Source organism: Bradyrhizobium sp. 62 (assembly GCF_023073035.1).
Lineage (GTDB): Bacteria > Pseudomonadota > Alphaproteobacteria > Rhizobiales > Xanthobacteraceae > Bradyrhizobium.
On record NZ_JADPIT010000009.1, the window covers coordinates 19,658 to 44,363 of the forward strand.

Annotated in this window: 21 protein-coding genes; 13 read left to right on the forward strand and 8 right to left on the reverse strand. The window is 62.9% G+C overall.

The genetic code is table 11. The features are described 5' to 3' along the window. The first annotated feature begins 20 nt into the window (after positions 1–20). Positions 21–722, forward strand: coding sequence for a type 1 glutamine amidotransferase domain-containing protein (locus tag IVB47_RS03600; protein ID WP_247459885.1), 702 nt, complete (start codon positions 21–23; stop codon positions 720–722). 136 nt (positions 723–858) lie between these two features. Beyond that, positions 859–1,815: an alpha/beta hydrolase gene (locus IVB47_RS03605; RefSeq protein ID WP_247459887.1), complete on the forward strand. Its 957-nt coding sequence runs from the start codon at positions 859–861 to the stop codon at positions 1,813–1,815. Between the two features lie 51 nt (positions 1,816–1,866). On the opposite strand, the gene IVB47_RS03610 is transcribed toward IVB47_RS03605, so the two are convergent. Beyond that, positions 1,867–4,749: a winged helix-turn-helix domain-containing protein gene (locus IVB47_RS03610; RefSeq protein ID WP_247459890.1), complete on the reverse strand. Its 2,883-nt coding sequence runs from the start codon at positions 4,747–4,749 to the stop codon at positions 1,867–1,869. Between the two features lie 353 nt (positions 4,750–5,102). Here IVB47_RS03610 and IVB47_RS03615 point away from each other — a divergent pair, with 353 nt between their 5' ends. Continuing rightward, positions 5,103–6,086 (forward strand): AraC family transcriptional regulator, encoded by a 984-nt coding sequence (locus tag IVB47_RS03615; RefSeq protein ID WP_247459892.1) that lies wholly within the window; start codon positions 5,103–5,105, stop codon positions 6,084–6,086. An 81-nt stretch (positions 6,087–6,167) separates the two neighbouring features. On the opposite strand, the gene IVB47_RS03620 is transcribed toward IVB47_RS03615, so the two are convergent. Then, complete coding sequence (locus IVB47_RS03620; RefSeq protein ID WP_247459893.1) at positions 6,168–8,489, reverse strand: molybdopterin guanine dinucleotide-containing S/N-oxide reductase; 2,322 nt, start codon at positions 8,487–8,489, stop codon at positions 6,168–6,170. A gap of 328 nt (positions 8,490–8,817) precedes the next feature. Between IVB47_RS03620 and IVB47_RS03625 the strand changes: the two genes are divergently transcribed. Beyond that, complete coding sequence (locus IVB47_RS03625) at positions 8,818–9,168, forward strand: RidA family protein (RefSeq protein ID WP_247459896.1); 351 nt, start codon at positions 8,818–8,820, stop codon at positions 9,166–9,168. Positions 9,169–9,237: 69 nt separating this feature from the next. On the opposite strand, the gene IVB47_RS03630 is transcribed toward IVB47_RS03625, so the two are convergent. The 4 genes from IVB47_RS03630 to IVB47_RS03645 form a co-directional block, all read right to left on the reverse strand. After that, entirely contained in the window at positions 9,238–10,446 is a 1,209-nt protein-coding gene (locus IVB47_RS03630; protein ID WP_247459898.1) for a multidrug effflux MFS transporter, read from the reverse strand. A 180-nt stretch (positions 10,447–10,626) separates the two neighbouring features. After that, entirely contained in the window at positions 10,627–11,802 is a 1,176-nt protein-coding gene (locus IVB47_RS03635) for a helix-turn-helix transcriptional regulator (RefSeq protein WP_247459900.1), read from the reverse strand. Between the two features lie 412 nt (positions 11,803–12,214). After that, positions 12,215–12,973 carry a methanethiol S-methyltransferase gene (mddA, locus tag IVB47_RS03640; protein WP_027566476.1) on the reverse strand — a complete coding sequence of 253 codons (759 nt, stop codon included), beginning with the start codon at positions 12,971–12,973 and terminating at the stop codon, positions 12,215–12,217. Between the two features lie 107 nt (positions 12,974–13,080). After that, entirely contained in the window at positions 13,081–14,004 is a 924-nt protein-coding gene (locus tag IVB47_RS03645; protein ID WP_247459903.1) for a methyltransferase domain-containing protein, read from the reverse strand. Between the two features lie 208 nt (positions 14,005–14,212). On the opposite strand from IVB47_RS03645, the gene IVB47_RS03650 reads away from it, so the two are divergent. Both IVB47_RS03650 and IVB47_RS03655 read left to right on the forward strand, forming a co-directional pair. Continuing rightward, positions 14,213–15,163, forward strand: a complete 951-nt coding sequence (locus IVB47_RS03650; RefSeq protein ID WP_247459905.1) for an AraC family transcriptional regulator — start codon at positions 14,213–14,215, stop codon at positions 15,161–15,163. A gap of 635 nt (positions 15,164–15,798) precedes the next feature. Continuing rightward, the gene (locus tag IVB47_RS03655) at positions 15,799–16,581 is read left to right on the forward strand and encodes a Crp/Fnr family transcriptional regulator (RefSeq protein ID WP_247459908.1); all 783 of its coding nucleotides are present in this window, start codon (positions 15,799–15,801) and stop codon (positions 16,579–16,581) included. On the opposite strand, the gene IVB47_RS03660 is transcribed toward IVB47_RS03655, so the two are convergent. Further along, entirely contained in the window at positions 16,556–17,482 is a 927-nt protein-coding gene (locus IVB47_RS03660; RefSeq protein WP_247459910.1) for a hypothetical protein, read from the reverse strand. The genes IVB47_RS03655 and IVB47_RS03660 overlap by 26 nt on opposite strands. Before the next feature lie 38 nt (positions 17,483–17,520). Beyond that, positions 17,521–17,808, reverse strand: a complete 288-nt coding sequence (locus IVB47_RS03665) for a hypothetical protein (protein ID WP_247459912.1) — start codon at positions 17,806–17,808, stop codon at positions 17,521–17,523. Between the two features lie 354 nt (positions 17,809–18,162). On the opposite strand from IVB47_RS03665, the gene IVB47_RS03670 reads away from it, so the two are divergent. From IVB47_RS03670 to IVB47_RS03700, 7 genes are read left to right on the forward strand one after another with little or no spacing between them, the layout of a single operon-like run. Then, complete coding sequence (locus IVB47_RS03670; protein WP_247436235.1) at positions 18,163–19,263, forward strand: inositol-3-phosphate synthase; 1,101 nt, start codon at positions 18,163–18,165, stop codon at positions 19,261–19,263. Further along, a complete protein-coding gene (locus IVB47_RS03675; RefSeq protein WP_247436232.1) occupies positions 19,263–19,862 on the forward strand; it encodes a histidine phosphatase family protein in 600 nt (199 codons plus the stop codon). Before IVB47_RS03670 ends, IVB47_RS03675 begins: the two co-directional genes overlap by 1 nt. After that, the gene (locus tag IVB47_RS03680; RefSeq protein ID WP_247436229.1) at positions 19,859–20,962 is read left to right on the forward strand and encodes a glycosyltransferase; all 1,104 of its coding nucleotides are present in this window, start codon (positions 19,859–19,861) and stop codon (positions 20,960–20,962) included. The genes IVB47_RS03675 and IVB47_RS03680 overlap by 4 nt, the downstream gene beginning before the upstream one ends. A 2-nt stretch (positions 20,963–20,964) precedes the next feature. After that, complete coding sequence (locus IVB47_RS03685; RefSeq protein WP_247459915.1) at positions 20,965–21,774, forward strand: nucleotidyltransferase family protein; 810 nt, start codon at positions 20,965–20,967, stop codon at positions 21,772–21,774. Next, positions 21,771–22,538, forward strand: a complete 768-nt coding sequence (locus IVB47_RS03690; RefSeq protein WP_247359001.1) for a TIGR04290 family methyltransferase — start codon at positions 21,771–21,773, stop codon at positions 22,536–22,538. Before IVB47_RS03685 ends, IVB47_RS03690 begins: the two co-directional genes overlap by 4 nt. Next, on the forward strand, positions 22,535–23,488 hold the full coding sequence (locus tag IVB47_RS03695; RefSeq protein WP_247358999.1) for a beta-xylosidase: 954 nt from the start codon (positions 22,535–22,537) through the stop codon (positions 23,486–23,488). Before IVB47_RS03690 ends, IVB47_RS03695 begins: the two co-directional genes overlap by 4 nt. Further along, positions 23,476–24,681 (forward strand): phosphopentomutase, encoded by a 1,206-nt coding sequence (locus IVB47_RS03700; RefSeq protein WP_247459917.1) that lies wholly within the window; start codon positions 23,476–23,478, stop codon positions 24,679–24,681. The genes IVB47_RS03695 and IVB47_RS03700 overlap by 13 nt, the downstream gene beginning before the upstream one ends. Positions 24,682–24,706 lie beyond the last annotated feature (25 nt).

Consider the following 24,706-nt stretch of genomic DNA (forward strand, 5'->3'; position numbering starts at 1 on the left):
CGCACTCAAGGAGAACGGTCATGAAAATATTGATGGTCATCACTTCGCACGACCAGCTCGGCAACACCGGGCGCAAGACGGGCTTCTGGCTCGAGGAGCTCGCCGCCCCTTATTTCGTCTTTAAGGATTCCGGGGCCGAGATCACCCTCGCCTCGCCGAAGGGTGGCCGTCCGCCGCTCGACCCCAAGAGCAACGAGCCCGAATTTCGCACCGACCTGACGCTGCGCTTCGAAGCCGACGCCGACGCGGAAGCCCAGCTCGACAGGACGGTTCGCCTCGACAGCGTCAAGCAGGAAGATTTCGACACCGTCTTCTACCCAGGCGGTCACGGCCCGATGTGGGACCTCGCCGAGGACAAGGACTCGGTCAAGCTCATCGAATCCTTCCTTGCCGCCGGCAAGACAGTCGCCGTCGTGTGCCACTCGACTGGCGCGCTGCGCCACGTCAAGGCGCCCGACGGCAAGCCACTGGTCCAGGACAAGGAGGTGACCGGTTTCACCAACGGTGAAGAGGAGGACGTCGGCCTCACCAAGGTGGTGCCTTTCCTGGTCGAAGACGAAATGCTGAAGCTCGGGGCAGTCTTCTCGAAAACGGCAAACTGGGGCGTTCACGTCGTCACCGACGGCCTCTTGATCACGGGCCAGAACCCGCACTCCTCGGGTCCAGCCGCGCAGGCCCTGCTGGCCGCCCTGAAGGGCAAGCCGCTGGCACGCGCTTCGTAGTTCCCGGATGCGGCACATCACGAGAGGTGCCCGCAATCGGGCCTCTCGACGCCGACAGGCCGGAGGCATGCCCCGCAGCAAGCGCAATGCACTTGCGACACATCTTCACGCCACATGCTGGATTCGGAGCGATGACATGAACATCCCAATCACTCTTGCCCTGTCAGCCGCTTTGGCCTGCGCGACCGTGCAGGTCTCGGCGCAGGATCTGCGATCGAGCCGGCGCTCGATCAGCTATCACAAGGTCGACATCCGCGGCCTCGAGATCTTCTACCGCGAGGCCGGGCCCGCCGACGCTCCGACGGTGCTGCTGCTTCACGGGTTTCCCTCGTCGTCGCGGATGTGGGAATCTCTGATGCCGCTGCTCGCCGACAAATATCATCTGATCGCGCCGGACTATCCCGGTTTCGGCAACAGCAGCGCGCCGCTGCCGTCCGATTTCAACTATACGTTCGACAACATCGCCGCCGCAATGGGCGAGCTCACAACGAAGCTCGGCCTCACGGACTACGTCTTGTTCATGCAAGACTATGGAGGTCCTGTCGGCTTCCGCATGGCGCTGGCGCATCCCGAACGCGTCCGCGCCATCATCATCCAGAACGCGGTTTCGCACGAGCAGGGGCTGAGCCCGCTGTGGAATGCGCGCAGGAAGTACTGGGCCGACCCGGCACGCGAGCTCGAGGCGCTCAAGGCCAACTTCACATCCCTGGAGGCGACGCGTCAGCGGCATCTCGGCTCCAGTCCGCGTCCCGAGCGCTACGACCCCGACGCCTGGATCGACGAATACGCGTTCCTGACGCGTCCCGGCCAGGCCGAGATTCAGACCACGCTGTTCCTGGATTACCGGACCAACGTCGCCTCCTATTCGAAGTGGCAGGCGTGGTTGCGCCAGACGCGGCCACCGACGCTGGTGGTCTGGGGCAAATACGATCCGTCCTTCACTGTCGCAGGCGCGACGTCCTATCGCGACGATGTGCCGGATGCCGAGGTTCACATCCTCGAAGCCGGCCACTTCGCGCTAGATGAAGCCACCGACGAGATCGCTACGCTTGTCCGCGACTTCCTGGCGCGGCTGGGTGGACACAAGGGTTGAGCACTGGTGGACGCGCTCAGCAGCGAGAAGGGCACGGTCGTGTCGACCTGGTCAGGCCGCCGGCCCGTTCAGCATGTGCCGTGCTGCAATGAGATCGGCGGTCTCGAGACCTTCGGAGAACCGGGCATAGGTTTGAGCGAGCTGTGCGAGCGGATTTTGTACATGCTGCCGGATTCGAAGCCGCGCCAGCGACATCTCGGCTCGCAGCCGCCAGGACAAGGCGCCCTGCTGTTCGGCAAGCGAGATCGAGGCGACAAGATCCGCCTCGGCCGCGTCGGGATTGCCGCCAAGGATCTCCAGCTCTCCGCGCAGGCGGAGCAGCTCGGGCAGATCGAAGGCGCCCCCTTCCTGCTCGACCCGAGCAATGGATTCGTGAAGAACCTGAATGCCTTCCGTCAATTGTCCCAACGTGACCAAACCTTGGGACAGATCCGCGGCGAACGCCGAGGCATAGAGTTCGTAGCGATCGGCATGCAGGCGTGGAAGCGCACTCCGCATTAGGTCGACGCCGCCGGCCACCTCGCCCCGGGCGATCATGCTCTGTGCCCGAAAACCCGTCGCGACGGCTTCGTAGGGCACGAGTCCGTGCATGCTCGCATGCGCCGCCAGGCGATCGGTCATGGCCTCGACTGACGACCAGTCGCCGAGCCAGCCGAACACCGAAGCGGACCAGCATAATGCGATACAATGCATGATCACGTCATGCGGCGCCGAAGCGCCGACGAGCGGCCGGACGCATTCGAGCGCGCGATCGGGAAAGCCGCGCAGCCATAGGACGCGCGCGAGCGGAATCTGCGGTGTGCGTGAATAGGCGAAATGCCCAGGTTGCGTCCCGCGGAGCGCAGCGTCGTCGCGCAGGCCCTGGTCGAGATGGGCTTGCGCCTCGGCCTGGTCTCCGGCGAGGTGATATGACACGCCGAGCAGCGCTTTGCTCCCGGCGATGCCCGCGGTATCACCGATCACACGGGCAATCCGCTCGGCGTGAAGCGCAGTCGGCACCAGATGCCGATAGCGACCGGTCCGGCGGTAGAACATGTTGAGCCGGGACAACAGCCTGAATGTGTTGGCGTGATCGGAAAGCGCTTCCGCTATCTCCAGCCCGCGCCTGAGCGCCGATTCCGCCTGCTCGCTGTTACGCTCGGTGAACATGAAGGCGTGACCGAGCGTCGACTGAAGTTCGAGCTCCCATGCGCCGCCCCGGTCGGCCTCGTCCAGCATTGCGAGTGCGCGATCGGACCAGATGCGGGCCTCGTTCAGCAAATTGAGTTCGACGAACAGCCTTGTGCAGCTGCCGGCGAGCGGCACGCGCAAGCCGGCGCCGTCGTCGTTGGCATAAGCCCATTGCAGCGCAGCGCGGGCATCGGCGAGCAGGCTCGCGCGTTCCTGCAAACGTGACGCATGATCGCTGCCCTCCTTGTCCCTCATGCCCGCTTCGAGCGTGCATTGAACATAGAGAGCATGACGATGCGCGATCTGCGCCATCTGTCCGCCGTCGGCCAGTTTCTGCAGGGCATAGGCACGCGTTGCGTCGAGCAGGCGATAGCGCCGCGATGCGCCGTCCGGCTGGGTGGAAACCAGCGACTTCACCACGAGTTGCTCCAGGGCCTCGACGACGCGATCCTCCGCCATCTCCGCCCCGGCCGCGACTGCTATCGCGCCCTTCAACGTGAAGTGACCTGCGAAGACGGCGAGGCGCTGAAATACGATCCGCTCGCTCTCGCCGATCAGACCGAAACTCCAGTCGAGCGTAGCGCCGAGCGTCTGCTGTCGCGGCGGCGCCGTCCGCCGCCCGCGCCATTCGAGCTGCAGCCGGTTGTCGAGCAGCGCCGCCATCTCGCGCAGTCCGTAGAGACCGACACGTGCGGCAGCCAGCTCGATCGCCAGCGCGATGCCGTCGAGCTTGCCGCAAATCCGGGCCAGGACTTCGGCATCCTCGTCGGTGATGTCGTCGCGATGCCCCGCCGCGACGGCGCGATCGACGAACAGGCGCACGGCGGGATAGGCCAGCACCTCGCCGGCACTGAGGCGGGTGCCCTGCGGCGGACCAGGGAGCGAAACGAGCTCGAAAATCTGCTCGCCTTCCACCAGCAGCGACTCGCGGCTGGTTGCGAGGATGACGATGCCGGGCGCCTCCCGGTAGATGTTTTCTGCAAGGCGCGCGACCTCCTCGATGACGTGCTCGCAGCTGTCGAGCACGAGAAGCAGCCGGCGGCCGCGCAGGAAATTGACGATGCTGGCCGAGGGGTCCTCGTGGTGCACGACGAGGCCCAACGCGGCTGCAACCGTGCTCGCGACCAGCGCTCCGTCCTTGAGCGGACCGAATTCGAGGAAATGGACGTTGCCGTCGAAGCTATCGCACATCTCGTGCGCGAGCGCGGTCGCAACGGTGGTCTTTCCGATGCCGCCCGGCCCTCGCAGCGTGACGAAGCGATCGCGGAGCAAGCGCGCTGCCAACTCGGCCACGGCGTCCTCCCGCCCGACCATCCGGTCCAATCGGCGCTGTAGCGACGGTGGCGGCGCGGCCCTTTCAGGCACACGCGACGCCGGTGTAGCCACCTCCGCGCGCCCGCCACGCCGCACGGGCGCGACAAAGCAATAGCCCCGGCCCGGGATGTTGGTGATGTAGCGGGCACCATCCTTTCCGTCGCCGAGCACCTTGCGCAGCTCCGCGACATGGACGCGCAGGCTGACCTCCTCGACGGAAAGTCCGGACCACGCATAGCCGAGAATTTCGCTCTTCGGGACCACTTCGCCGGCGCGACTGACCAGCAGGCGCAAAATATCCGTCGCGCGGCTGCCGAGCCTGACCGGCAAGCCATCCTTCTCCAGCAGCCGCGACCGAAGCGAAAATGGCCCGAACGCGACGGCATCGAGATCCAGAATCGTTGCGGCGTCGCTGCCGCGGGGGCCATGTCCTGCCGAGAGCTCGGTCATTTCTGACTCATCCTGACGATCGCTCCTTCGAAATGCGGCGCGACTATACCCGGCACCGATGCGAGGTCCAGCGAGGGCAACGCATGGAACTCACACCGCCGCATCGATCTCCTCGCGACGTCCGGCGCTCTCCTGAGTCGGATCGAGAATGCGCAAATATCTGATAAATTGTACAAAAAGGACGCTTCCTGAGACGGGATGCCGCACCTGATGCGCTCCCACAAAAACTAACACATCCTAATCACCACTAACGAGCTTGCAGGTCAGCTCACGCCTATCCTCTCAACATGGAAAGCAGGGCTTTGCGCGTTTGCTGGTTGCAAACAGCGGAGAACGCCCGGAGAGGACGAACGATGTTGACCAATTTGCAGGCAGGTGATGCCTGGATAGAATTTCCGGGCGCCTCGGGGGATTGCGAGATGCCTCAGGCAACACAAGCGATCATTCGCGAGCGTCAATGGCGTCAGATCGACCCGCGCGCGGGGGCGGCCGCCGACGACATCGCGATCTCGCGATGGGAAGACCCGCGGAGCACCTCGTCGCACCAAGCGACGACGCCTGAGGATCGCTATTTCGTCGGCATCGCCCTCAAGACCACGCGGGCGAAACTGACCCGGGATCGCCAAGTCATTTTCGACGGGACCATGCCCGCGGGCACACTGTATCTCACCGCGCCGTCGAAGCCCCTTGCCGTGCAATTCCAGTCGCCATGCGCCTTCCTGCACATTCACATTTCCGCGGACCAATTTCCGGCACAATTTTCCGGGACCGAGGGGTTGAATGATCTCGTCCTGTTGCGCGATCCGCTCGCAGCCGAGCTTGCCAAGGCGCTAATCGAACTTGGCGACGCCGCGGACCACGAGTTTACGCGCTGCATCGGTCAAACCCTTGCGATGCATCTGGCGCGCCTGGAATTGCCACGCGCCAGGGTCAATGCCTTGCCGAAATGGCGGCTGCGGCGCGTAGAACAATATGTCGCCGATCATTTCCACCGCTGCATCAGCCTGTCCGAACTCGCCAACGTCGCCGGCCTGTCCAGAATGCACTTTGCGGCGCAGTTCCGCGTCGCGACCGGTTACCGGCCCCGCGAATATCTTCTCAATCACCGGATCGAGCATGCCAAGATGCTGCTGGCAACCACCGACCGGCCGTTGGCGGAGATCGCGCTTGCGGTCGGCTTCAGCACGCAGGCCCATTTTTCGACCGTGTTCAAGCGCATCAGCGATCAATCCCCGGCACGCTGGCGCCTCGCCAGTAAGGGCGAACGGCGAGAGGTGCAAGCACTCCCGCCGCGTCGTCCTTCTACGGAGAGAGACTGGATCAGCGCAGCCGCGTGAACATTCGCTCGCGCCCTCATCCTCCCGGGCCTGCGAGCCACTCGGGGCTGTCCCTGCACCCACAGGGCGGCCCCTTTTTTTCTACACCGGATCGAAAGCCCGGATCGGCGGCAGATTGCCGGTGAACTTCTCGACCTCGACTGTCGTGAGCTGGCCGGTGCAGCCCTGCGCGAAGGACGAGGTGCCGACGTCACGTGTGAGCACGTTCGGGTTGCCGTGCACGCAGAGCGGCGCGTCGTCTTCGGGGTCCATCGGGTCGTACCAGGCGCCGGTCGGGAGCTGAACCACGCCGGGCGCGATACCGTCGGTGACGTGAACCGCGGCGAGACAGGCGCCGCGCGCGTTGAACAGCCGAATGATGTCGCCGTGCTTGATTCCGCGTGCGTCTGCGTCCTGCGGGTTCATGCGCGCGACCTCTCGGCCGCGATGTTTGCTTTGAAGCGAATGTCCACCGAAATCGAGCTGACTGTGCAGACGCGTCACCGGCTGGTTGGCGACCAGGAAGCACGGCGCCCCCGGCTTCGGCATGTCGGACTTCTCCAGCCAGACCGGATGGCCCGGGCAATCCGCATCGCCATGACCCGCGATCTTGGCAGAGAATATTTCGATGCGACCGCTCGGCGTCGGCAAAGCGTGGTTGACGGCATCGTCGCGGAAGCGGCGCAGCCGGCCGCCGTCGTCGGGCTGTTGCGGCACCACCAGGCTGCCCCGCCGCCAGAACTCTTCGAAGTTCGGGGCCTCCAGGCCGCGCGCTTCGAGCGAGGCGCGGGTCGGCTCATAAAGATGCTCCAGCCACTGCCGTGACGTCCGCCCCTCGGTAAAGGGTTCGCGCGCGCCGAGACGGTCGGCGAGATCGGCAAAGATCTCGTAGTCGTCGCGCGCAAGGCCGAACGGCTCGGCAATCCGGTGCATGGCGACCATCAGGGGATCGTTGCTGGAATAGCCGATGTCTTCGCGCTCGAGCGTCATCGTCGAGGGCAGCACGATGTCGGCATGCCGGGCCGTGGCAGTCCATGCGAGTTCGTGCACGACCAGCGTGTCGACTTTCGCAAACGCCTTGCGCAAGCGATTGATGTCCTGGTGGTGATGGAAGGGATTGCCGCCGGCCCAGTAGACGAGGCGGATATCCGGATAGGTGCGCGTCTCGCCGTTGTAGCGATAGGTACTGCCGGGATTGAGCAGCATGTCGGCGATGCGCGCCACCGGAATGAAATCGCGGACAGCGTTGCGGCCCTGCCCCAGTGTCGGCCCCGGCACGTCGTTGACGCGGCGGCCGTAATAGCCGATCGCCCCCAACGAATAGGCGTAGCCGCCGCCGGAGAGGCCGATCTGGCCGAGCGCTGCCGCCAGCACCATGCCCATCCACACCGGCTGCTCGCCGTGCTCGGCGCGCTGGAGCGAATGAGAGACGGTGATGAGCGCACGCTTGCCGGCGAGCCGGCGCGCCAGCTTGCGGATTGTATTCGCGTCGACGCCGCAGATCGCGGCGGCCCATTCGGCGTGCTTGGGTTGGCCATCGCTCTCGCCGGTGAGATAGCGCAGGAAGACCGGCCATCCCTCGGTGTAGCGATCGAGGAAAGCCTGGTCGTGCAGGTTTTCCGCGACCAGCGTATGAACGATGCCGAGCATCAGCGCTGTGTCGGTGCCGGGCACGCATATCATCCATTCGGCGCCGGCCTCGACCGGCAGGTCTTCGCGCAACGGGCTGACCAGGATGAACTCGCAGCCGCGGCGGCGCGCGGCTTCCATCGCGCCGCGCTCGACGTGCTTGCTGATCGAGCCGCCTGCGACCATCGAGTTCTTCAGCGCCATGCCGCCGAACGCCAACACGACGTCGGTATCAGCCGCGATCTGCTCCCAGGTGACGTTGCGCTTGGTGATGTCCTCGTAACCGCAGAGGATCTGCGGCAACAGCACCGAGGACGCACCGGAGGAATAGGAGTTCACCGAGCGCACATAGCCGCCCAAGGCGACGTTGAGGAAGCGATGCACCTGGCTTTGGGCGTGGTGGAAGCGGCCCGCGCTCGACCAGCCATAGGAGCCGCCGAACACCGCGCCGGGGCCGCGCGTGTCACGGATGCGTGCCAGCTCGTCGCCGAGCAGATCGAGCGCCTTTTCCCAGCTGACGGAGACGAATTCGTCGCGGCCGCGGCGATCGTCCGGACCGGGACCGCGTTCGAGCCAGCCGCGGCGGATCGCGGGTTGGGTGATGCGCGCCTGATGACGCAGCGCGCCGGGAAAATTGTCGATGATGCCGTTCGGATCGGGATCGCCCGCATAGGCCCTGACCTCGAGCCCGGCCTCGCCTTGACGTGCCGAGAACACGCCCCAATGCGAGGTGTGCGGCTTGAAACCGTCGGAGAGGTCGAGGCCGGGGTCGGGGAAGCCAATCGTATCGTCCATCGTCGCATTCCTTGTTCCGGTCGGCGCGGTCCCGGCCGTACCGATGTCATCCGGATAGCAGTATAGCGATCCGCTCTTCGATGTCGTCGGGTCTGGGCCGGCGAAAATGCCGGGCGCTCGTGCAAAGACAGATTGGCGAACATTTGCATGGACGACCGGCGGCGATTTTTCGACCAATTTGTACTTTTATTTTCAACGCGTTAGCCGTCTGCATTCTGAGCTGTGCAGGTCCGTCTTCCGACAAGACCTTGCGCGAGATCTCTTGCGACGACACTGACATTGAAATGTGCGATATCCCGGCCCGTCACACAGCAACATCGGTCCCATCATGATCAAGCGCGTCTTGCCCTACGAAGGTCTGCTCCACGAAGTAGTCGAGCACAATGGCGTGCTTTACATCGGTGGCATCGTCCCCGAGGACACGAGCCTCGATATGTCGGGCCAGGCAAACGACGTCCTCGGGCAGTTGGCGCAGTTGCTTAAGACCCTCGGAGCCGATCTGAGCAACGTCTTGCAGGTGACCATCTATATGACCAGCCTCAAGGAAAAGGCAGAGTTCAATGCGGCCTGGAAGGCGCATTTTGCACAAGCTCATCTGCCGGCGCGCGCCGCAATCGGCGTGGCCGATCTCGGTCCCGGTGTCAAACTCGAGATCACAGCCGTCGCCGCTCGACAATAGTGGCATGCCAAGGCGCCGCAAAGAACCTCACACCAAACCCATTTTGTTCTCGGCAAGATCCACCTCAGATTAGCGCCGCTTGTGAAGGATAACCGCCACCAGCGACGTTGCTGTCAGCACGATACCTAGCCCGACGGCCGGATCGCTGGCGACAATCGCCGCGAGAGAGGCACCGCATGCAGCGCCCGCCATTTGCGAGAATCCGAACAGGGCTGCGGCGATACCGGCCTTGCTGCCAAACGGCGACAGCGCTGCCGCGCTCGACAGCGGGCTCACCACTCCGACGCCGAACAGAAAGACGGAAGCCGCTAACAGAAATGGCAGCAGCGCGCCGTTCGCGAGCAGCACCGCGCAAAGCAGCCCGACGCCTCCGAGGACGGTTAATCCCAAACCGACCGACGTCGCACGGCAGGTACCAACCCGCGCCGATAGCCTAGGCGCCAGCATGCCGGCCGCAAACACCAGGAAGACGACGCCCGCAAATAGCTGACCAAGTGTGATTGGCGAGAATCCAAACAATTCGAGCAGCACCCGCGGCGCGCTGGAGAAAATCGCGAATAGACCGGCCATCACCAGTCCAGCGGTTCTAGCAGGCGCAACGAACCGGCGATCCCGAACAAGCTCCAGATAGGCCCCGGCAATTTTGAGCGGGTTCAGAGAACGACGCGCGCCGTCATTGGTTTCGCCGACGAAGGTCGCATAGGCCAAAGCCGTGCAGAGCGCGAAGGCCGCGACAAAGGCAAATTCCGAGCGCCAGCCAAAGAATAGAACGAGCACACTCCCCAGCAGCGGTGAAAAGCCTGGGGAGGCCGCGGTTGCCATTGTGATCGACGCCATGACCTTTGCAAGTGCCTGGCCATCGAACAGATCCCGGGCGATCGCACGTGAAAGCACCGAAGCCGCACATGCGCCGCAAGCCTGCATCGATCGGCCGATCAGCAGGCTCGATAGATCGCGCGCGAAAGCGCACCAGATCGTACCGGCGATGAAAATTCCGAGTCCTATCAGGATCGGCATGCGTCGCCCGAACCGGTCCGACAGCGGGCCGGCAATCAATTGCCCTATGGCGAAAATCGCCAGAAAGATCGTGAAGGCCGACGTGACCGCCGCGCTGGATACATGCAAATCGGCCGCGATGACCGGCAGCGAAGGCAAGAAGATGTTGGTTGCAAGAATGCCTGTCGCCGCCAGGGCACAAATCACTATTCTGCGCGCCGCCGCCCCTGCTTTACGCCCATGCCCCGCCGCAGAAACCGTGCCCTCGACGTCAATGGACATGCTGCGCTCCCAACTCCTGTCCAGATGCGGCGAGGCAGGGACGCCTGATCACCTACCCCACTGCGTGCCGGCGGGACGCATGCCATCCTGAACAACCGCTGCTTGGGTGTCGTCCTGCGAACGTGGGAGGAGCGCGCAAATATTTGCTGCTTCTGGGTGCTGCAACGAGCGACCTCTCTCCTATTCGGCCAGCGGCGTCGTATAGCCTGCAACCAGCTTGACGAGATCCGCCTGGCGCGCGGCACCTGTTTTTTCAAACAACCGGCTGACATGCGTCCTAACCGTGCTATCCGCGACCCCGAACGCCATAGCAACCTCGGGAATGCCACCGACCTCGACGACGGCCAGCAACACGCGAAGCTCGGTCGGCGTCAGCTTGAACGCGCTGCCGATGGCTCCGGGAACAGAAGCGACGGCCAGCGACGCCTTGCGAACGAACAAGGCCACCGTGGCGGTGTAAACAATACCGGCCCGCCGACGCGCGCCTGACGTGAGCGGCAATGCATGGGCCACATAGCGGTCGCCCTCCCTGCCGGTCAGCGGCACCGCGATGCCCCTTATACCAAGTGCGGCATCGCCCTGCCCCGCGGTGGCGAAGACATCTCGTAGGGTGCGATCGATCTGCGGATCGTTGGCGACCAGCCGCCCACCCACCGAACTCAAAATATCGCGGGCGTCGAGAATGGCATTCCCGGCCGTATTGGCGTGAATGAGACGTCCACCGGGATCGACGAGATACATGCCGGCACCGAGCCCGTCCAACGTGTCAACGAACGTCGCGAGTTCAGCGGCCTTGAACTCGAACATCTTCCCGATCACGACGGCACGCCTGACATGCGGCGCTATCAGCCTCATTTGCCGGCGCGCGTGCTCGTCTACGATCCCATTTCGCCGGTGGCGGAAGACCCCAAAAATGGCTGTGCTGACCGTGGTTCTGTCGACAACCGCGCTGACGAAATCGACAAGCCCCTGGGGCTCGGCCCACTGCCGGTATAGTTCACTCTGGGTGAGTGCTGCGAAGGACATCAAATCGGTCGTCGCGACCGGCTGTTCGAGGTCACCGAGAAAGTGACCCTCCGCGGAGGAATAAATCTGCCGAAAAAGTTCGACCCGCAACGGCACGTCAAATCCGAAGCGATGGGGCACCGTGGCGTGTTGAACACCAATGTCTTTGCAGAACAGCCCGCCTCCCGCGCCGCCAACGAATTGCACGATGCTGACGATGGCGTCTTCCCAACGAGAGGGATCGATTGCGGCATCGTAGATGACGCTGATCAGGTCGCTCAGTTGCTGCTGATCATCTGAATTGTCTTGCGACGATTCCGAAGCCGACCGCGGATGTGAAACCCTGTTCATTCGACGACGCGCCCCAGTATGAGGATAGCTATGAAACAACTTTAAGCTTTTCCGCTGATATCGAGCCGGTGTCGCGCTCAAATCATTTTGATCGTGTCCCAGCGGGGCCGCGGGGAATATCGGCCATCCTTCAAATGGAGGATGATCAGTGCGATCGGTGACATCTTGGCCGGAGGCTTCAGGTTGAAAATGAGTTGATCAGAACGCGATGCGCACGCCGCCCCGCCCGTGTCGATACGGCTGCGAACGGACAACGCGCCGCCCTGGAACCCCGCCAAATAGCGCGACACTTGGCGCGGACGCGGCAATCAAGGCCTGCCCAGCAAGTGCCAGTCGCGGATAGCTTGTGCCCAGGCTCTTTCAATCCACCCTGCTTGCTGACTGATTGGCCTGTCTTGACGAGCGTCTTGGGTCAGATGTCGGCGTCCTCGGAAGCAGCGAATCTTCGGCCTGGAAGCGGGACGAGCATGGCCGCATGACGGCGGTAGCGGCGATACCGGTCGCCGAACTGCTGGATCAGGTCGTGCTCTTCCAACTGAATGCCGATCAGAATGTAGGCGGTGATGCCAAGCGAATAGAGCAGATGACCGATCGTCATCGCAGGCGTGGCCCAGACTGCGAGCAGGACGCCGAGATAGATCGGATGGCGGACATACCGGTAGAGCAACGGCGTGCGGAAGCTGGCTTCGGACGGTTGTTTACCGAACAGGCGCATGAACACCTGGCTGAGGCCGAACAACTCGAAATGATTGAGAAGAAACGTGCTGGCCACCAGCACGACCCAACCCAGCCAGAAGATGGCGTCGATTGCCCCCGCCGCGACCGGGTGGCTCACGGTCCAGACCGGCGTGGGGATCGGCTGCCACTGCCAGTACAGCAACAGCAGTGCAAAGCTGGCGAACAGCACGTAGGTGCTGCGCTCGACCGAAGCCGGCACGATTCGCATCCACCAGCGCTTGAAGCCCCGACGCGCCATCACGCTGTGCTGGATCGCGAACAGTCCGATTAGCAGCACATCGATAACAATGCTTGGCAGAACCGGACCAATGGCCCCGGAATCGACAGACTTTGGAACGACCAGGTTCCCGGTGAAGCCAATGAGATAGAGCAACGCGATCAGCGTCACCCCGTAAGCGGCAGTGCCGTAGAGGACCGCAACTAGACCCGCCATCAATCTTCTCCCAGAGAGTTCAATTTTTTGCATCGATTCGTCAGATCGCGGCGGCTGCGGCGGTGCTTACAATGGAGAGATTTCGAGCAGAGACCGGCGCGGGTACGTCACCCCCGGGGCCGCTGCGGTGATCCCGGATTCTGCGCGGTGACCATCCAAGAGCTTGAATTCATCATCACGCCTTCAGGGCGGACGAATTGTTTCAACTCGTCGTTCAAGGCCGCCACCAGCGTATCAAACAGGCGAGCAGCCTTCGGGCCGGCTTCGCGATAGACTTCCCCTGCGGGACCGATCGCGAGCTGAAACGCGACCGCTTCGTCAAGATCTCGCCCGACCAGGACTTCGGCATCGATCCGTTCGAACCTGATGCCGCTGTAGCCGGCAATCATCAATTGCCGAGTCACGGCCTCGGGATCGGTCATGGAAAACGGTCCGGGGCCGCAGGTTGCGGCGTCTTCCCTGACGGGGGGCAGGTAACGAAGCAGAACCTCCTTCGACAGTGTAAGCCACGGATTGTCCGCCCGTTCGCGCCAGACGACCATCGTCATCAGTCCACCCGGCTTGAGCGCAAATCGCATGTTGCTCAAGCCAGCCGTTGGGTTTTCGAAGAACTGGGTTCCAAAGCGAGAGAAGCAAAAATCATGTACCGGCTCGAACGGATGGGTCTGAACATCCGCTTCGAGAAAGCTGAGATTGGTCACCCCTGCCTCCTTCGCATCTGCGCGGCCGACGTCGAGGAAGGCATTGCAGCAATCGAGGCCGAGGACGGATCCGGCCGGTCCGACGCGCCGCGCAAGTTCAATTGCGGTGTCGCCCCAGCCACATCCCACATCCAAGACCCTGCCGCCGGCTCTGATCGGCAGCGACGGGAATACTTTAGCGCTATGCAGGTGAAGGCCGCCGGCGAGGATGTGCCGCCACGCATTGAATTTCGGAGCCAGTATTGCGTTCCAGAAATCGATATACGGAGTGACGGTTGCGTTAGCCTGCGCGATGCTCATGATCGAGATGTCCGTCTGCTTGGTTGCCATCCGGAACCCCGTCGTGCGTCCCGCTTTTCCGTTCTTCCGCAACCGGTTCCGCGTCCGCCTGACCGTCTGGACAGCGTCTCAAGGAAACGTGGAGGAATCGGTTACTTGGCAGTTCATTCATGAGCCCCGTATAAGCGGGGGGACCGCCACGGTGAATGATCGCCCAGCCGGATCAGTTGACCGATCGTCCAAATCTGAGATTAGCCTAATGATCGATCCGCTATCGGAAGTGCTTCGATCGGTTCGCCTGACTGGCGGGATTTTTCTGGATGCGCGTTTCACCGCGCCGTGGAGCGTGCATACCCAGATCGTCGCTGAGGACTGCGGGACTTTCGCAGTCAAACCGTCGCTGTTGATCGCTTACCACTTCGTCATCGCGGGAAAATTATTGCTCAGCGTCGATGGTGAACCCACCATTGAAGTGCGGGCCGGGGAAATCGTACTGCTGCCGCGAAACGATGTTCATACGCTGGCCAGCGACGCGGGTCTGATACCGACAAGCGCGCGTCATCTCATTCAACCCTCAGTGGATGGAGGGCTGGCAAAAATTCTGCACGGCGGAGGCGGTGAGCCGGCGCAAATCGTGTGCGGGTTTCTCGGCAGCGAGGAAACCTATAATCCGTTGATCGCGGCCCTGCCAAGAGTGCTGAAGCTCGACATTCGCGAGGGCGTCGCACGCGACTGGATCGAGGCTTCAGTGCGATATGCAGCCGGCGAACTGACGGCCGGCAGGTTCGCCTCGTCAAACCTGATGTCTCGGCTTTCCGAACTGCTGTTCGTAGAAGCGATGCGCCAGTATTCCGTGACATACACCGATCAAGATGGGGGATGGCTGAAGGGGATTGCCGATCCGCAAATCGGACGCGCGCTCGCCTCCATTCATCATAACGTCGGGCTGCCGTGGTCCGCGGAGTCCCTCGCGAGAGAAGTCTCGATGTCGCGGAGCGCCTTCGTCGACCGCTTCACAACCCTGATCGGGGTGCCACCAATCCGGTATCTGACCATCTGGCGGCTTCAGGCAGCCAAGGTGAGCCTACGAGAAACCCGCAAGCCCATCGACCAAATCGCAGAGGAAGTGGGTTACGGATCCGGAGAAGCATTCAGCCGGGCGTTTAGGCGTGAATTCGGCCTGGCGCCTGCGCGATGGCGGCAACGCTGACAAGCCAATTGATTGCGCACGCGTCAAGTTTCAGAACGAGCCTCCATAGGGGACGATCAGGAAATGATGCGTCGCCGTCGCGGCGAGAGCCGTGGCGGGTCAAAACCGCCATGGACGGTCGGAATCGCACCTCTTGTCTACCTCGCACAGCGGAGCATGTGACCAGCTGATAGGCACGCCCAGTGCCCTCGGCGTGGACCTGGAGTAGGGGACGCGTCACGCACGCCGATTTCGGTGCGCACAAACACGGGTAATATCGGCGATGGGTCGAGATCGGCGAAGGCACGCACATGGTTCTGCTGGAGAAGAACCGGTTGCAGGCGTTCGACGCGATCAATCAGTTTCCCTCGGAACAGTATGAGCATGACTAGCGCGATCTCCGCGGATCCCGCCGCGAGAACACAGATGCTTCGCCTGAGCGCCTCGCGCTTCTGGTTCCGAATCGTCCGATCCTTGAGGACGATCGCATGCGCCGTCTACTGTTCCGAAACCGTTTGACCGATGGTCCCTCCCACTTCTGGGCGCATGCTGGGCAGACAAACATGACCTGCATGGAGTGAAACTATCAAAGTTTAATGCGCTCTGTCGTTCTCATCGATCAGATTGGGGACGGGTTCTGAGTTGTTAGGCGACCAATGCAGGCAGGATTTGCGTTCTCCAAGCTCGCCGACCGGTTGGCGAGCCTCACTCCCGTAACGGCCGACGATCTCCACCTGCTCGCGGACATGGCAAGCACAATCGCGCATCTAAGTTCGCGCCAGGCCGTTTTGCGGCATGGCGATGATGCCACTCAGTGCTGTCTGCTCCTTCAGGGATATCTGTCTTGGCAGGATGCAGAGAGTGCAGACGGGCAGATCACTTCAATCCATGTTCCCGGAGACATCGCCGATCTGCACACGCTTTATCGTCCTCGCGTTGACGGCAATTTGATCGCACTTGGCCCCGCCATCGTCGCTCTCGTGCCACACCGTTTCTTCCGCGATTTGTCCGCGCGTTCGCCCGCGATGTCTCGCGCATTGCTGCTGATGCTGCTCACCAGCCACGCGATTCAGCGCAACTGGACAGTGAACCTGGGTAGCCGTGATGCATTGACGCGTGTGGCGCATCTGCTGTGCGAGATCACCATCCGCCTGCAAAGCGTCGGCTTGGCGAGAGATCTCAGGTTGCCATCTCCTTTTACCCAATCGGACCTTGCGGCAGCATGCAGCATCTCCCCGGTCCACGCCAACCGCACGATTCAGGAGCTGCGACGATGCAACCTCCTGCAATGGCAGGGTAAGACGGTAACGATTACGGACTGGCCGGGACTCGTGCGGCTCGCAAGATTCGATCCGACTTACCTGGGCATTCAGTCCAGCCGCGACGATGCGTCGTCATTGCGGCTCCGGCCACTTACGGCGGACCTTGCGCTCGCTTGAGCCCCTTTCGGACGACACGTTGGAAACTTGCGGAGCGTGCAATCAGGGCCTCCCGCGCCTCTCCAAGGACGTCATCCCAATTGCCTGATGTCCTCTGATGAAACAGCCGCAGGCTCGGATACCAAAGGGAATGGGACTCGGATGACGGCCAGCGCCAGTCGCAATCCGCATGCAACAAGACCCACGCGTCACAGCCGAGCGCTCCCGCAAGATGGGCCACCATGGTATCAACGCAAACGAGGAGATCGAGCCGCTGGAGGAGACGACCGAGAACCGTAATGTCAGGCGTGCTGACGTCCTTCGCGTCGATCTCGGCCAGTTCGGGCGTTCGGGCCCCGCGTTGCAGCGAGCAGAGCGTCACTCCGGGAACGGCAAGTTGCCCTAGCAGGGACGGCGGGATGGTCCTTCGCTTGTCCCAGTTGCCGACTTCCCAAACCAGGCCGACGGCAAGAGCTCCAACTTCAAGACCTCGGACTTGCTCGACCGCCGGCGGCAGCGATACGTAAGATGCACGCATCTCGACGTGCTCCCGCCTCGCCCTTATGGCATGCGGCACCTCCATGATCTCGATATCGACCTCGAAGTCGATCTCAGGTGCACCATCATGGAGCGCAAAAGCCCGATCGACGCCTGCCGCTCGCTCGACCAGCGGCAGAAGCTCGCCCTGGCACCAGACCGTGACGCGGCGCGCGACGTCACGAAGCGGCCGCATGAAGCGCAGGAACTGGATGGTGTCGCCGAGCCCGTGGTAACAGCGGACCAGTACATCCTTGCCCCTCAGCTCCTCGCCGCGCCAGATGCGCTGGAGGTGACGAGGCCCGGTATGCTTGGGTGGATACGCAAACGTTGCCAGATCGCGATCGTTGATCGCCCAGGCGCGCTCGAATTCGCCTGCCCGCATCGCCTCCGTCCAACCGCCCGACACCCGCGGTGATCCGATCAACGCCGAACGAATTTGTGAAAGCGGCTCGGCTTTCCGTCCTTGGTGCGGTCCTGGTGGAGGAACGCAATGCGGGTCTCGTCGAACTTGGCGAAGAATTCGTCCCAGCTGATCCGGTCGAGCCCTTCGTCGGGCGGATCGAAATCGATGCGCAGGATGCCGGCGTGTCCGTCCTCCTCGGTAGCCTTGACCGTCGCGGGCTTTCCGCCGCGTTCCTCCGCCCATTTCCGGATCACGTCATGGCTGGTGGTCTGCTGGGCTTCGCTGGTTTGTGATTTGGATGACATGTGACACCTCGATTCCTGACAAGGAGCGAGCGACGGATCGGCCCTCGCGTCAGACTGTTTCGCCGTGAACGCCGGACGCGAGGATTTGTTCTTTCGTAGGCCGGACTCTCTCAAAGCATCATCTTCTTCATCTTCATCATGGAAGCGTTTCGTTCCCGCCAAACTGCCCGGGATTCTATCCCAGGTTAAGCGCGTGAAATTTTTTCGGCCGAAATCCGACGTGAGGCGGACATAGTGCCGTGAGTTCAGGAACGAACATACGTTCCTCACGTTCGCCGACGTACTTACGTCAACACTGCAAGTCTTCAACACTGCATGCCTCAACGCTGCACGTCTTCCGGAGGGCCTCGATCCATGCATTCTCGTCTTCAGGACAGGCGGCGCGTGCGCGTCGGCATCGTCGGTGTCGGCAATTGTGCGAGCTCCTTCGTTCAGGGGCTCTCCTATTACCGGGACGCCAAATCGAACGAGCCGGTGCCTGGGCTGATGAACGCCGATCTCGGCGGCTACCACATCAGCGACATTCAGGTCGCGTCGGCTTTTGACGTCCATGCCGGCAAGGTCGGACGCGACGTGGCCGAGGCGATCTTCGCAGCGCCGAACAATACGCACCGCTTCTCCGACGTCGCAGCCACCGGCGTCATGGTCCAACGCGGCCCGGTCATGGACGGCGTCGGCCATTATCTCAAGGACGACGTCCCGATCGCGGATGTCCCGGAAGCCGACGTCTCCGAAGTGCTCGCGACCTCGCGCACGGACGTGCTTGTGTCCTATCTTCCCGTCGGTTCGCAGCGCGCGAGCGAATTTTACGCCGCGCGCGCGATCGAGGCCGGCTGCGGCTACGTCAATTGCATCCCGGTCTTCATTGCCTCGAATCCCGACTGGCGGCGGCGATTCGAGGATGCAGGCCTGCCGATCGTCGGCGACGACATCAAGAGCCAGGTCGGCGCCACCATTCTGCACCGTGTGCTCGCCAATCTCTTCCGCGAACGTGGCGTGCGGCTGGACAGAACCTACCAGCTCAACGTCGGCGGCAACACCGATTTCAAGAACATGCTCGAGCGCGAGCGGCTCACATCAAAGAAGATCTCCAAAACCCAGGCCGTGACCAGCCAGTTCGACGTGCCCATGGATGCCGATAATATCCATGTCGGCCCGAGCGACCATGTGCCGTGGCTGACCGACCGCAAGCTGGCCTTTATCCGCCTGGAGGGCACGACGTTCGGCGGTGTTCCCTTGAGCGCGGAAGTCAAGCTCGAGGTCTGGGACTCTCCAAACTCGGCGGGCGTCGTGATCGACGCGGTCCGCTGCGCCAAGCTTGCCATGGACCGCGGGCAAGCCGGCGCGCTGACGGGCCCCTCGAGCTATTTCATGAAGTCGCCGCCTCAGCAGTTCCCGGACGAGGAAGCCGGACGGCGAACGCGCGCCTTCATCGACGACAAGGCGTACACCTGATGGCGAACATCATTCATCTGATCCGCCACGGGCATCATGCCCTGCTCGGCCGCACTCTCTGTGGCCGGATGAAAGGCGTAGAGCTCGATGATCTCGGCTGCGAGGAAATCGCGCGATGTGCCGATACCTTCACGCCGCCGCCGAACATGGTTCAGTCGAGCCCGCAGCGGCGCTGCATGCAGTCGGCCTGCATCCTGGCCGCACGCTTCGGCTTGCCGGTGGAGATCGTGCCGGCACTCGACGAGCTCGACTACGGCGAATGGACCGGACTGTCGTTCGAGGCACTCGCCCGAGACCCCCGATGGTCGCGCTGGAACGAACAACGCGGAACGAACCGCCCGCCGGGCGGCGAAAGCATGCGGTCGCTCCAGAGGCGCGTCGTCGCCCATCTGGAGCAGCTGCGCAACGATCATGGTAGCGGCACGGTCGTCGTCGCCGTCAGCCACGCCGAACCGATCCGCGCGGCGCTGCTGCATTATTCCCGGAAAGAGCTGGACGACTTCCTCTCGATCGAGATCGACCCCGGCAGCGTCAGCACCCTCAGCGTGGACAATCGCGGACTCAAGATCACCGGGATCAATCAGCGGGTGCCAGCGTGAAGATCGTGATTTTCGGCCTGACAATTTCCTCATCCTGGGGCAACGGTCACGCCACCTTGTGGCGAGGGCTTTGCAAGCATCTCGCGCGAGCCGGCCACAACGTCGTCTTTTTCGAGCGCGACGTTCCCTATTACGCCGGCGCGCGGGATTTGCACGAAGTGCCCGGCGGCCAATTGCGCCTGTTCTCGAACTGGGACGATGTACTTCCTTTGGCGCGCAGCGACATTCGTGATGCCGATGTCGCGATCGTGACCTCCTATTGTCCCGACGCGATCGCCGCGACGGAACTTGCCCTGTCCGAGGGCCACGCGGTGCCCGTGTTCTACGACCTCGACACGCCGGTCACGCTGGCGAAGCTCATGGCCGGCGAGGCCGTTCCCTATATCGGGCCGCGGGGCCTGCGGGATTTCGCCCTGGTCCTGAGCTTCACCGGCGGTCCACGCATCTGCAACGAATTTCGCGACAGGCTCGGCGCCGGCAATGTCCGCCCGCTCTACGGCCATGTCGATACGGACACCCATCGACCGGTGTCGTCGCAGCCGCATTACCGTGCGGATCTGTCCTATCTCGGCACATATTCGCAGGATCGCCAGCGCGCGCTCGAGGCTCTGTTCGTCGAACCCGCACGCAACAGGCAGGATCGGCGTTTCCTGATCGGGGGTGCACAGTACCCGGAAGATTTTCCCTGGTCGCCAAACATTTACTTCGTGCAGCACTTGCCGCCGTCTGAGCACGCGTCGTTCTTTGCGTCGTCCCGGCTGACGCTCAACGTCACGCGCCGCGCCATGGCGGAGATGGGCTGGTGTCCCTCCGGCCGCCTGTTCGAAGCCGCTGCCTGCAAGGCCCCGCTCCTCAGCGACGACTGGCCGGGACTCGATGAATTCTTTGTACCCGGCCAGGAAATCCTGATCGCACATGATGCGAAGGACACGCTTGCTGCGTTGACGATGGCCGACGCCGACCTTCAGCACATCGCCGGGCGCGCATATGAGCGGACCATGGATCAGCACACATCCGACAAGCGCGCTGCCGAGCTGATTTCGCTGCTTGAGCAGACGGCATCCCTCGGCGCGCGCCGACAGCAACCCGAGGAGGCCTGATCATGTGGGGCATCGTTCCGGCCGGGGGCCGCGGCAGCCGCATCCAGCCGCTCGCCTTCTCCAAGGAATTGCTTCCGGTCGGAAGCCAACGGGACGACGGCATCGATCGTCCATGCGCCGTCTCCGAATATCTGCTGGAGCGGCTGATCCTTGGGGGTGCCGACAAGATCTGCTTCGTGATTTCCCCCGGCAAATCGGACATCCTCGAATATTTCGGCGATCATTACGGCAGCGCTCAACTCGCCTATGTTGTGCAGCCCGATGCGTCGGGGCTGTGCGATGCCGTGTTCAGGGCGGGCACGGTGGTTGGCCACAACGAAGACATCCTGGTCGGACTTCCGGATACCGTCTGGTTCCCAAAGGCCGCCCTGCAGGCGCTGCCGGCCGCTGACCTGTCGTTTCTGCTGTTTCCGGTCGAACACCCCGAGTTCTTCGATGCCGTCGTGCTCGACGGGGATCGCGTCACGGAGATCCAGGTCAAGCAGCCGGATGCGGCGTCGAAATGGATATGGGGCGCCTTCAAGATGTCCGGCAACGGATTTCGCGAGCTACAGTCGCTGTGGACGAAGCGCGAGCGCCGGGATGAATATTTCGGGACGCTCGTCAACGCCTACATCGCGGCCGGCGGCCAGGGTCTCGGCGTCAAGGCCGGCGAATCCTATGTCGACGTCGGCACCATCGACGGCTACCGGACGGCAATGGCGTTGCTCGCCGAAAGCTCCGTCGGGAACGGACGCTCTCGACTGCTGGCCGGCGGTTCGCCGGAGGCGGCCCGCCCGGCCCACGCAATGAACAATGGAGTGACCGCATGAGCAGAGGCGCCCTCTCCCGCGAGGAAATCCGCCAGCGCGTCGACGCGCTCGGGCCATGGTTTCACAATCTGGACCTGAACGGCGTCCCGACCGCGCCTTCACACTTTCTCGGCGACTATCCCAACGTGAAATGGCGCCGCTTTTCCGGGATCATCCCGGACCGCCTCGAGGGCAAGACCGTGCTCGATATCGGCTGCAACGCCGGTTTCTACGCCATGGAGATGAAGCGGCGCGGCGCCGAGCGCGTCCTCGGCCTGGACACTGACGACGAATATCTCGCACAAGCCCGCTTCGCGGCCGAGGTGAACGGGCTCAGGATCGAATTCCGCAAGATGTCAGCCTACGACGTCGGACAGCTGCGCGAAAAGTTCGATCTCGTGATCTTCATGGGCGTGCTCTACCACCTCCGGCACCCTCTGCTGGCACTCGATCTGATCCACGAGCACGTGGCCGGCGATCTCCTGCTGTTCCAGTCGATGCAGCGCGGCGACAGCCGCGTGGATTGCGTCGACAAGAACTACGACTTCTGGACCACCGATCAGTTCGATTCCCCGGGCTATCCAAAGCTGCACTTCATCGAGAACAAATATGCCGACGACCCCACCAATTGGTGGGTGCCGAACCGCGCCTGCGCCGAAGCCATGCTGCGCAGCGCCGGCTTTGCGATCGCGGCGCATCCGGAAGACGAAGTCTATCTATGCAAGCGGGTAGCAAGGCCGCAGGCGGAAGGTCCGGTCTATCCGTCGCGGGAGACCGGCCGATGATCGAAGCCGCCAAGATCTGGAACGAGCCCAACAACAAGTCGCACTGGGACATCCTGATCGATCCGGATTGGACCATGTTCGCGAGCCTGGCGCTCGCTGCGGGAAAGGCGATCCGCAGCGCGCATCCCACACTCCCGCGTGTGCTCGGCGGCATATCGCCGATCGATCCGTCCTTCATCCGCAACATGCAGGCGCGCGGCGTGCTCGATCATGTCGATGCCGTGGCCGTGCACGGCTTTCCGCTGGACTGGAACCTGTGGCAGATCGCAGAATGGCCGGCCAAGATCGACGAGATCAAGGCCGTCACTTCGCTGCCGGTGTGGGTGAGCGAGGTGGGAGTCTCGTCCTTCGGTGCCGAGGAGGTGCAGGCCTGGGGACTGACGCGGACCGCCGAGCTGTTGACTGGCCGGGCGCCGCGGATTCACTGGTACAGCCTCTACGATCTTCCTTCCAGTTGGGAGGCGACGACGCGGCACAAGGAAGCTGAAGGTTCCTCCTACTATCGGCATTTCCACATGGGGCTGCTGCGCGAGGACGGCACGCCGAAAGCTGCCGCGGGCCTGTTCAGCCAATATGCACCTGCGATGGGCCTGTGCCAGTGGTTTCACTTCGAGGACCACCGCCTCGACGACGCCGTGCGCTGGATGCGCCGGCTCGGCGTGCAGCATCTCAGGACTGGCCTGTCCTGGGCCGACAGCTTCCGTCCCAATGCGCTCGCCTGGTTCGATCGGCAGATGGACGCGCTGGCCGAGTTTCAGGTCACGGTGACCTTCTGCTTCACCCCGGAACATCGGGGTATCGAGCCTCATCACACCAGCCCGCCGCTCGACGTCAACGAGTTCGCGGATTTCTGCGCAAAGATGGTCGAACGCTATTGCGCGAAAACCGGACTCGCGCCGTCCGCAGTGTCTTCGCGCCCGGCCATCTCGGAGCCGACATGCGTGCCCTGATCCTGGTGATGGACTCCGTCGGGATCGGCGCCGCGCCCGATGCCATCAATTACGGCGACGAGGGTGCCGATACCGTCGGCCACATTGCTGACATGTGCATGGCCGGCACTGCCGACGGACCCAGCCGGGAGGGGCCGCTTCGGCTTCCTAATCTGGTTGCGCTCGGACTTGGCGAGGCTTGCCGTCTCGCCACCGGGCGCGTGCCGCCGGGGCTGGATGGCCGTCCTGAGCACGCGCGATTTGGCTGTGCGAGCGAGATCTCCAAAGGCAAGGACACACCATCCGGTCATTGGGAGATCGCCGGCGTTCCGGTGCCGTTCGACTGGGGCTATTTTCCAAGAACCAAGCCGTGCTTCCCGCGCGACCTGATGGAGCGCCTGTGCGAACAGGCGCGATTGCCCGGCATCCTCGGGAATTGTCACGCCTCCGGCACAGAGATCATCGCCGAATTCGGCGAGCATCACATCAGAATGGGCGAACCGATCTGCTATACATCGGCCGACAGCGTGTTTCAGGTCGCAGCGCACGAGGAGACGTTCGGACTCGAACGCCTCTATGAGGTCTGCCGCATTGCCCGCGGACTGGTCGATCCCCTCAACATCGGGCGCGTCATCGCACGTCCCTTCATCGGTACGTCGGCAGGTGGCTTCAAGCGGACATCGCACAGGAAGGACTTTTCCGTCCCGCCGCCGGAGCGGACGATCCTCGATCTTGCCGAAAGCGCAGGCCGTGACATCGTCACGATCGGAAAGATCGACGACATCTTCGCTCATCGCGGGACCGGGAGGAACCTGCGCGGCGATGGCAACCAGGCGCTGTTCGATGCCACGCTCAATGGGCTGGCTTCTCTCGGAGAGGGCGGGATGTTGTTTGCCAACTTCATCGATTTCGACACTCTGTACGGCCATCGTCGCGAAGTCGCGGGCTATGCAGCGGCGCTCGAAACATTCGATGCGCGCGTTCCGGATCTGCTGAACCGCCTGCGCGACGATGATTTCCTGATCATCACGGCCGATCATGGTTGCGACCCGACCTGGAGCGGTACCGACCACACGCGGGAACAAGTGCCGATTTTGGCATGGAGCCCGCGCTCAACTTCTTCGATCGGCAAGCGCGCCGGATTTGCGGACATCGGCGCAGCGGTCGCGAGGTATCTCGAACTGCGGGCGCCAGGTCACGGCGTGCATTTCTAGTCCGCTGCACCCGGCAGATTCACCT